The organism is Microbacterium bovistercoris (assembly GCF_003387575.1).
GTDB lineage: Bacteria > Actinomycetota > Actinomycetes > Actinomycetales > Microbacteriaceae > Microbacterium > Microbacterium bovistercoris.
On record NZ_QUAB01000028.1, the window covers coordinates 1 to 9,172 of the forward strand.

Consider the following 9,172-nt stretch of genomic DNA (forward strand, 5'->3'; position numbering starts at 1 on the left):
AGACGCACCGAAATCGGCCATCGTCAACACCTCCGGTAAAAACGGTTGGACCGGACCACCCCGGCCCGACAACAACCAAACTACAAGACACCCTCAAGAACAGTCGATGGGTACAACTACCCATCGACGTCAGTCACGGGCGGACTTCAGGCCTTCGCGCAGTGCCATCACGATGCCGAGCATGCCGACCTGCTGCTGCCTGGCCCGGAGCAGGTCCTGCTCGGGAACAAGACCTCGCTTCTCGAGCTCTCGGAACGCCATCTGCAGATCCTCCACGACGCGCGTGCGCTCCTCCTCGGGCATGTTGTCGCGTGCCTGCTCCAGGCGTGCGAGATGGCGCTGCCACCGAGCCGTCCCGGCATGCGCCGGCGGACGGTAGACGAAGAAGGGGATCCACCCGACGGCGGCGTCCAGGGCGATTCCCGCGATTCCGATTGCGCCTTCCGCCTCGCCCTGCACGATCGCGGCGACCGCCAGGACGAGCCCGAGCGTGGATGGGACGCCGTGGAACAGCCCCAGGAGTCTCGCCGTCCCCACGTCGGACGTGTCCCGGCGACGAATGTCATCTCTGATGCCGCTGCCGCTGACGGCAGCCGCGATGACCGTGAGAACGCCGGCATACCCCACGTTGGCGATGTCGTTGGCACCGAACGCCCAGCCCAGGAGGAGAAGGAGGGCGAGCACGGGGAACACGAAGCTCGCGATGCTGAGCACGGCGAACAGACATCCCCATCGGCTCGCGGTCTTCTGGGCGAGATCCTTCCAGACCTCGACCGGCGCGAACGGCGCCAACGCCTTCCGCATCTCCGGGGATCGCTCCAGCGCACGTGCTTCCAGCTTCCACCAGTCGATCGACCCCCAACTGGTTGCTGTTCGTGCATAACGAGTCGCAGATCCCTCAGTCACGCGATCCAGGCCCCGTCCTTGCCCGCAGGGAACAGCCTGTCGACGTCGAACGCCGTTCCACTGTGCTTCTCCCACCCATCGATGCGCACGCTCTCGAGGATCATCTCGGCCGTGGATCCGGCGAACAGCACCGATGCCGAGGGGACCGTCGCAACCATGGCGAACAACGTGCGCCCGATACCCGGGTACACCCACCGGATGCCGGCCGCGCCCTCCTCGGTCGACGTCGTCGCCGAGCACCCGGGACCGAGTCCGTCCGCGTAGTGGGACCGCAGCTGCGGCCGCGTGATCGATTCCGGCCAGAGGAACTTCCGCTGCTCATCGTCGGTCAGCTCGCGCTCGAGCGCGACGAGCCGAAGCAGGAACCACGCCTGGTTGGCGGCATGGAAGATGAAGAGGTTGGTACCGGCGCTTCCGCGTGCTCCGCGCTGCGCCTTCTCCAGCGCGCCGACGAGCGTCGCCGTCTGCGCCTCGTCGAAGGCGTGCGCGACCGAGAACTCCGCTGCCGCAGTCCGCGCCCAGTTCCCGGAGTCGTCTGTCAGCGCGTCGCCGGGGATGACGATGGACGTCTGGGCATCGTAGGTGAAGGCGATGTCCATCAACGCCCCGTCCACGCGAAGGTCGCCATGTGCGCGTCCAGCGCCGCCAGCCACGGCGAGATGTCGTCGTCCTGCTCAGGGTCGACCGCGGGGTCGTGCACCAGCGTCGCGCTGAACTGGAGCCCCTTCTTGCGCTGCGACCCGACAATGGGAGTGAGGTACACCACGGTGTATGCGCCCACCTCTTCATCGCCGATGGGCACGCGCCGACGATCCACCCATCGGATGAAGTGCTTGCTGCTGTCCAGTGCGCGGCCTCCGCGACGCTCGATCACGTCGGTGACGATCTGATCAAGGGTTGCAGCCGGAGTCCCCTCCCGCACGGTGACGAGGATGCTGATCGGCACCATCGCCCAGGCCGGCCCGTTGTCGGTCGGCATGATCATGAGCTCTGCCTTCTGCCCACGCGCTGCCGCGAGCGAGGCCTTGACACGCTCAGCCAGAGCCGGATAGGAGCCGAGCTGGCCGGCTTCCACAAGGCGCTGTCGCGCCCTGCTCAGCAGGGTCCGTTCCGTGCCTTCGGTGGTGTCGAAGATCTCCCACCCCGGGGGGAGCATCATCCGGAACTCCGGAACGCTGCCCTTTCCGCCGCCCAGCAGTTGGTTGCGCAGAGAAGTCACAGCTCCACTCTTTCACATAGAGCGGCCATCACCATGTCGGGTGCAGGATCCGATCAGGATTCGTCACGATCTTCCACGCGCTGTCCAGACCGCCCCACGTCGACGCGATGTTGTTGATGTGCGTACCCACAGAGCCGAACGCGTAGGCAGCCTGCTCGCCCATGGTCGCGAGCTCTCCGATCGCCTGAGTCATGAGGTCGTCGTGGCCGCCCATGAGCGTGCGCAGCAGGTCGTCCCCGCCTGTCACGAAGCCGGCTCCGGGCTCCAGCGACCGCATGGTGGACGCCCACTGGCGCGGGTTCAGCATGTCGGGCGCGGCAAGGCTCCAGCGGGCTGCATCATCGCCGAGGGACATGCCGCCGCGACCGAGACCCACCCACGACCGCATGCCCGCGCCGAAACCGCCGGTGGCGAACTCACCGATCGAGCCGAACGGGATGACGCCGATGACGGCGATGGTGATCGGGATGATGTCCTCCATCCCGAAACCCCCCTCACTGCGCCACGACTGGTACAGCGTTCCGACGAGCGCGAGGACACCGACGACCAGGCCCGCGATCGCGATGATCGGGCCGCCCACGACGATCGCGAGCACGGCGATCACGACGCCGACGACCGAGAGCACGCCCATCACGAAGTCGACCAGGCCGTCGAGATTGTCGAGGGTGCTGTCCTTCAGCTTGTGGTCCTCGATACCGGAATATGCGGTCAGCGCGGCGTCGTAGGCCTCGTCCCAGGTCTTCCAGTCCGCGTCGAAGAGGTCGCTGGCTTCCTCCCAGAGGTCGAACGCGGCGTTCTTCGCGGTCCGAGCCGTGTCCACCGCTTCGCCGTGCGTGTTCTCCGCTTCCGTCCTGGCGTCTTCGAGGCCCTGAGGGTCGTCGGCGTGGTCCGCCGCGTCAGGATAGTTGACCGGTGTGCTCTGAGCCGACTGGTACGCCCCGAGGGCTTCCTGGTAGTTCCGCCATGCGCTCTCGGCGTTCGTGACATGGTTCAGGTCACTCATCCCGCGCTTCGCGTCGCTGAGCGCCGAACCGTAGTTCTGGAAGATCGGTCCTGCCTTCTCATACAGCGTCGCGGCCAGGCGGATCTCGCTCTGGATCTTCTCCGCCTCTTCACGGAGCTTCTCGATCGAGTGACCCTTCATGGTCGCGCCGTCGCTCAGGATGCGATCGATCGTGTCCGCGGCTCCGTCGAGTGCGCGCGCGAGGTGGACGATCTGGTTGCCGCGGGCCTCGATGTCGTCACCGTTGCCTTCGACGACCTCGATCTCGTGTCTTCCCGTTTCAGACAGAATTCCCACGGGTCACCTCTTCCTTTCCGGAGTGGGGGTCGATTCGAGATCAGCCAGCGCCTTGGCGAACTCCGCGGCCGCGTCCTCATCGAACTGCTGGAAGTTGTCCAGGATCGTCTTGGCCTGCTCAGCGACGCCCTTCATACCCTCCGCGAGCTTGTTGCGACGATCGTCCCAGCGCCCCTCGAAGTCCTCGGCCTTGTCTCGCAGTTCACCGCGACCGTACGGCTGCTTGATGTCATCAGCGAGTTCGCGCTGACGCTTGGACGCGTCCTCGAACTCCTGCATGATCGCCATCAGATTCGTGTACAACGAGTACAACTCGTCGTAGTCGATGACAACATCTGGCATCCGATACTCCTCGTCCGCAGTCTCCGGTTCCCAGACAGATTATCCCGACGCCCCTCCGTGCGACGATGGGGAGAAGTCCCCATCCGGCTCAGCCGAGCCGCTCCCCCTCCACCAGCGGCAGCTGCACCGTGACCGGGCGACCGTTCTGCACGAAGATGCCGCGGCCGTCGGGGAAGTCGCTGCGCTTGACCTTCGGGAACGGCACCTTGAACACCGCGTCGCCGTCGAAGGCGTCGGGCTTGAGGATGATGCCCTTGCGGCCCGCCTTGAAGTCGCCGATGAAGCCGAACCCGCTGGTGACCTGGGTCACATCGGCGTCGCCGATCAGCAGGTGGTCGCTGCGGTTGATCGCCTGGAACATCGCCTTCATGTCGCGCTCGGCGGGGCTGTCCGCGAACTGCGGGACGTCCTCGATCACGATCAGCATCCGCACGGGCACCGACTCGTCGGTGGCGATCTCGGTGATCTCCTTCGCCAGCTCCTTCGCGTCGTCCGGGGTGACCGCGCTGCGCGTCCAGTCCGCCCATTCCTTCAGCACGGCACGGCGTCCGCCGAAGTGGAACAGCTTGACCTCGGGATCGAAGCGACGCACCGAGGTGATGATCGCCTTGAGCGCGTTGGTCTTGCCCGACAGCGGGGGGCCCGCCACCACGAAGGTGCCGACCGGGTCGAAGCCGCGTGCTGCGAGGGTGTCCTCTGCGATGCCGAGCACGGGCATGTCGTCGGCGCGGTCGGGCAGATCGCGCAGTGCGAGCCTGGTCGGCAGCGAGCCGATCTCGGCGACCTCGCGGGCGCCGGCCGCCCGCAGCTCGGCCGCGAGCTGTTCGAGCAGCTTGGTCTGCTCGGCGACGTTCGGCGTGCCGCCGAGGGTGGCGATCTGCGTCTCCAGGCCGTCGACGATCGCACGCCCGGGGGCGGAGCGCTCGTCGAGCACGTCCTTCGGGGCGTTCAGCATCGCATAGCCGCTCTCGTCCGCGAGGCGCAGCACCACGCGACGGGACACGTTCGCACTGACCGCGGTCGGCACGGATCCGCCCCGATCCGCGGTGGCGATCACGTGCACGCCCAGCGGCCGGCCCTCGCCGAGGATCCGCATGAACGTCTGGTAGAACGGCATCCGCGCGGCCGTCGACTCCCATTCGGAGCGGAATTGCGGGAACCCGTCGACGAGGAAGAGGATGCGCGGCTCGGCGCGCCCGGTGATCTCGCGGTACTCGGTGAGACTCGCCGCGTTGGCCGCGCTGAACCGCTTGCCACGGTCGTCCAGGATCCGGGCGAGCGAGCGCAGGATGCGCTGCACGCGCTCGGCGTCGTCGCCCGAGATGATCGAGCCGACGTGCGGCAGGATCTCGAGGCTCTTCAGCGCACCGGAACCGAAGTCCAGGCCGTACACCTCGACCTGCGATGACGCGTGGTAGCCCGCGGCGATCGCCATGGTGCGCAGCACCGTCGACTTGCCGGCGCCGCTGGTGCCGTAGATCAGCAGCGAGCCGTCCTTGTCTGGCAGGAAGTACGCGGACTCCTGCAGCTGACGCTCGGGCACGTCCTGCTTGCCGAGCAGGATCTGCCCGTCGCCCAGAACCGGCAGGTCGCGCAGGTCGACGGCCTGCTCGAGGTCGTCGAGCCACGGACGGCGAGGTGCGGGGATGCGTGCCTGAGCGGCAGCCTTCACGAGGGTCGCGACGATGCGCTTCTGGTCGTTCGGCCCGAGGTCCTCATCGTGCGAGTCGGACTCCGGCGCCTGCTCGGGCTCCCAGAGCTGGATCGATCCGAAGCGCAGCTCGGCGACCTTCACGTCCGCCGCCTGCACCTCGTCGCTCGACCAGCCACCGGCGTACGCCGACTGGAACGGCACCAGACGACCGGGGCCGGTCTTGGCGATGCCGCGACCGGGGATCGACGGCGAGAAGCTCGCCGCCACCGGGTCGTCCACGACGTCCTTCGAGTCGGACTCGTCGGCCATGCGCAGCGCCACGCGCAGGTTCGTGTTCGCGCGCAGGTTGTCCTTGATCACACCGGCGGGGCGCTGCGTCGCCATGATCAGGTGGATGCCGAGCGAGCGGCCGCGCTGGGCGATGTCGACCACGCCGTCGACGAACTCCGGCACCTCGCCGGCGAGCGCGGCGAACTCGTCGATCACGAGCACGAGCGCGGGCGGGGTCTCGGGGTCGCGGCGCTTCTCCAGCTCGAGCAGGTCCTTGGCCTTCTTGCGGTTGAACAGGTGCTCGCGGTGGTGCAGTTCGGCGCGCAGGCTGGTGAGAGCGCGGCGCACCAGGTGCGGGCTGAGGTCGGTCACGAGCCCGACGGTGTGCGGCAGGTCGACGCAGTCGGCGAAGGCCGAGCCGCCCTTGTAGTCCACGAACAGGAAGGTGACGCGGTCGGGGCTGTGCGCCGCGGCCATGCCGAGCACCCATGCCTGCAGGAACTCCGACTTTCCTGCACCGGTGGTGCCGCCGACCAGGGCGTGCGGACCCTGCAGTCGCAGATCGAGCGTCATCGCGTCGGTCTGCGACTGGCCGATGATCGCGCGCAGGTTGCCGGCCTTCTTCAGCCGCGGCTGCGGCACACCGGACCGATCGATGATCGTGTTGTTCTGCCGCCAGCGGTCGATGACCGCGTTCGGGTCCTCGGCCAGGTCGCTGCCCACCAGCGAGAGGAACATCACCGAGTTCGGGATGTCGGACGAGTCCTCGACCACGGTGCTGGAATCCACCACCGGCGCGAGCCGTTTGGCGAGCATGGTCATGTAGGCGTGCGAGACGCCCTCGACCTTGACGTCGCGATGGTCGCGGCCGTTGCGGACCGTCCCCACCCTGGCGGCATCCAGCCCGGTCGTGACATCGAGGAAGCTGCGGCACACGGCGGGGAGCGCCTCGACGACGGGAGCGACGAACAGGCCGTAGACGCCGACGTCCGCCCCGCGCTCGAGCACCTGGGTGAGGCGGGCACGGTCGACGGGGGCGTCGTCGGTGACGATCACGAGCACCGCGGTCTGCCCGGGGAACGTGGCGTCCTCCGCAGCGCGCTTCACATCCGTGCCGAAGTACATGGGATCCCAGTCGTCGCCGTAGGGCGGGCGCGGCGCGCTGGCCGCCTTCGACCGGCGCATCACGATCTCCTCCAGGCCGCTGAGCAGCGCATTGCCGGTGGAGGCGGAATCGGCGAGCGGCATCTCCTTGAACGGGTTGCGCTCGCTGGAGGTGTGCGGCAGCCACTTCAGCCAGTCCAGCTCCTGCGCCCATCCCGGCTCGGTGAGCGCGACGGTGACCAGCTCGTTCGGCGAGTGCATGCCGAACAGCTGGACTGCCAGGCCACGCAGCGCGTCGGCGGCGAACGCCGTCGGACCCGCGACGCCGAGGGAGCCGACGCTCTGCAGCGACTCCAGCACCGGGACATCCGTGATCATCCGGTAGCGCTCTTCCAGCCGGTCGACGCGCTCGACGTATTCGGGCAGCGCCTCCGGCGTCTCGGTGCGCTTGATCTGCGTGCGGGAGCGGTCGGTGCAGGTGCCCAGCCGCACCGCGAGGAAGTTCCAGTGCTCGGGGCGACGGGTCCACAGCATCGGCCCGAGGCGCATCGCCTCGTCGAAGACGACGCCGACCGGAGGCACCTCGTTCTGGCGAACCTCTCGCTCGACCGGCACGGCGTTGTACAGCTTCTCCTCGAGGCGCTCGTACTGCTGCTCGAAGAGCTCGGATTCCTTGCCCAGTCGCTGGCCGATGTTGGTCTTCTGGGAGATGTAGTTTCCGAACATCATCATCGGCGAGGCCGCCGCCATCAGCAGCGAGAGCATGCGCCCCGTGACCGCCCACATGGTGACGGCGAGCAGGATCGGCGCGACCAGCATCGGCCACGGGAACAGCCGCTGCACCTGGTCGCGCGGGTAGCGCGGCTCGTCGAGCTCCTCGCCGACGAAGCGGGCCTCGACGCGCGGGCTGCGGTTGAACAGCAGCGCCCCGCCGCGCTCGAGGATCGGATCCTTCTCGGCCGCGGAGCCGTCGTAGTCGCCGACCAGGTGCACGACGAGTTCGCCGTCGCCGATCGTGAAGGGCTGCCCGGGGATGACCCGCAGGCGCTGCACCAGGCCGCCGTCGACGAGGATCCCGTTCGCGGAGTTGAGGTCGACGACCTCGACGAAGCCGGGGCCGATCTCGATACGCGCGTGGCGCTTGGACACCAGGGGGTCGGAGAGGTGCACGTCGCTGGACGGGTCGCGACCGATGAGGAAGTGCCCGTGCGGCAGCGGGAACTCGCGTCCGGCGGCGGGGCCGCTCAGCGCCGTGAGCAGGGCGACGGGGCGCGCGCTGCCGAAGCCCGTGGCGATGCGATCGGGACCGAGGTTCACGACCTCGGCGAGGAAGCCGGAGCCGAGCGGCGCATCGCCGACCACGAGGTCGGGGTTGAGCACCTCGGCGGAGTCGCTCGTCGGCGGGGCGACCGAGAGCGTGAGCGTGTCACCCGCACCCACCCGGATGCTGCGCTGCGGATCGGCCACGGCGATCTGCCGGGCGACATCCGCGACCGTGGCGGTCGAGTCCGTCATCACCACGATGTCGGTGAGCGGGGCGCCGGGGCGGCGCAGGGTGAGCTTGACCCTCATCGTTCATCCTCTGATGTGTCGGGGCGTGGTGTGTCCTGGCGGGCGATCACAGCTGCTCGACCCGCAGCATCCGGTCGCCGAAGCGCACGCCGTCACCGGTGGTGAGCGGCTGCGGCTGGCCTGGTGCGAGAGCGGTCTCCACCCCGCCGCGCAGCACGGCCGATCCGTTCGTGGATCCGCGGTCCACGGCGAGCAGCCCCCGGCGGGTCGGCATGATCGCCAGGTGCGTCTTCGACACGGAGCGGCTGTCGTCGGCCAGCGGCACCAGCTGCACGGACCCCTCGCCGTCGGCCGGCTTCGGGGAGCGCCCGATCAGCACGGTCGCGCGCACCTCGATCCGCTCGCCCGTGTCGAGCACGAGCACGGCGCGCGGGACGGATGCCGCGGTGCCGCCGGTCGGGGTACGGCCGGCAGGCGCGGATGCCGGGGATGCGGATGCCGGCGAAGCCGGCGCCGCCTCGTCGGGTGCGACCGTCTCGACCGGGATCAGCGTCTCCGCGGGGATCCGCGTCTCGGCTGGAACGGAGGACGGGGCCGACGGTGCAGACGCGGGCGGCGTCGGCGCGGCGGGCGCAGAGGCGGCCGGAGCCGCGGGCGCGGAGGTCGCGGACGTCGGCGTCGGCACGATCGGGGCCGGAGTCGCAGGTGCAGGTGCAGGTGCGGGTGCAGGAGTCGCCGGAGACGCTGCAGCAGGCGCCGCCGGCGTGGGCGATGCCGGCGCCGCGGTCGGCGCAGGCGCCGAGGGCGCGACCTGGGACGGCGCCACGGGCGCGACCGGAGCCGGGGCCGCAGGCACCGCGCCACC

At 69.0% G+C, this 9,172-nt stretch carries 7 protein-coding genes and 1 pseudogene; 1 reads left to right on the plus strand and 7 read right to left on the minus strand.

Going from position 1 to position 9,172, the window contains the following annotated elements; all coding sequences use genetic code 11:
• Positions 1-129: 129 nt before the first annotated feature.
• The 7 genes from DY023_RS04900 to DY023_RS04930 form a co-directional block, all read right to left on the minus strand.
• Positions 130-804: a hypothetical protein gene (locus DY023_RS04900; RefSeq protein ID WP_116241228.1), complete on the minus strand. Its 675-nt coding sequence runs from the start codon at positions 802-804 to the stop codon at positions 130-132.
• Positions 805-902: 98 nt separating this feature from the next.
• Positions 903-1,505 (minus strand): hypothetical protein, encoded by a 603-nt coding sequence (locus DY023_RS04905; RefSeq protein ID WP_116241229.1) that lies wholly within the window; start codon positions 1,503-1,505, stop codon positions 903-905.
• Positions 1,505-2,125, minus strand: coding sequence for a hypothetical protein (locus DY023_RS04910; RefSeq protein ID WP_147303264.1), 621 nt, complete (start codon positions 2,123-2,125; stop codon positions 1,505-1,507). Before DY023_RS04910 ends, DY023_RS04905 begins: the two co-directional genes overlap by 1 nt.
• 28 nt (positions 2,126-2,153) lie before the next feature.
• Entirely contained in the window at positions 2,154-3,425 is a 1,272-nt protein-coding gene (locus tag DY023_RS04915) for a hypothetical protein (protein ID WP_116241231.1), read from the minus strand.
• 3 nt (positions 3,426-3,428) lie between these two features.
• Positions 3,429-3,767, minus strand: a complete 339-nt coding sequence (locus DY023_RS04920) for a flagellar protein FlgN (RefSeq protein WP_116241232.1) — start codon at positions 3,765-3,767, stop codon at positions 3,429-3,431.
• 88 nt (positions 3,768-3,855) lie between these two features.
• Positions 3,856-8,367, minus strand: a complete 4,512-nt coding sequence (locus DY023_RS04925; protein WP_116241233.1) for a type VII secretion EssC family protein — start codon at positions 8,365-8,367, stop codon at positions 3,856-3,858.
• 46 nt (positions 8,368-8,413) lie between these two features.
• The gene (locus tag DY023_RS04930; RefSeq protein ID WP_181905726.1) at positions 8,414-8,725 is read right to left on the minus strand and encodes an FHA domain-containing protein; all 312 of its coding nucleotides are present in this window, start codon (positions 8,723-8,725) and stop codon (positions 8,414-8,416) included.
• Between DY023_RS04930 and DY023_RS04935 the strand changes: the two are divergent.
• Positions 8,715-9,172: pseudogene (locus DY023_RS04935) on the plus strand (hypothetical protein); the annotation flags it as partial. The gene DY023_RS04930 and the pseudogene DY023_RS04935 sit on opposite strands and share 11 nt — an antisense overlap.

Coding starts and splice junctions, on each gene's coding strand:
- DY023_RS04905 (WP_116241229.1), bottom strand. CDS start 1,505: ATGGACATCGCCTTCACCTACGATGCCCAGACGTCCATCGTCATCCCC.
- DY023_RS04925 (WP_116241233.1), bottom strand. CDS start 8,367: ATGAGGGTCAAGCTCACCCTGCGCCGCCCCGGCGCCCCGCTCACCGAC.
- DY023_RS04920 (WP_116241232.1), bottom strand. CDS start 3,767: ATGCCAGATGTTGTCATCGACTACGACGAGTTGTACTCGTTGTACACG.
- DY023_RS04900 (WP_116241228.1), bottom strand. CDS start 804: ATGCGGAAGGCGTTGGCGCCGTTCGCGCCGGTCGAGGTCTGGAAGGAT.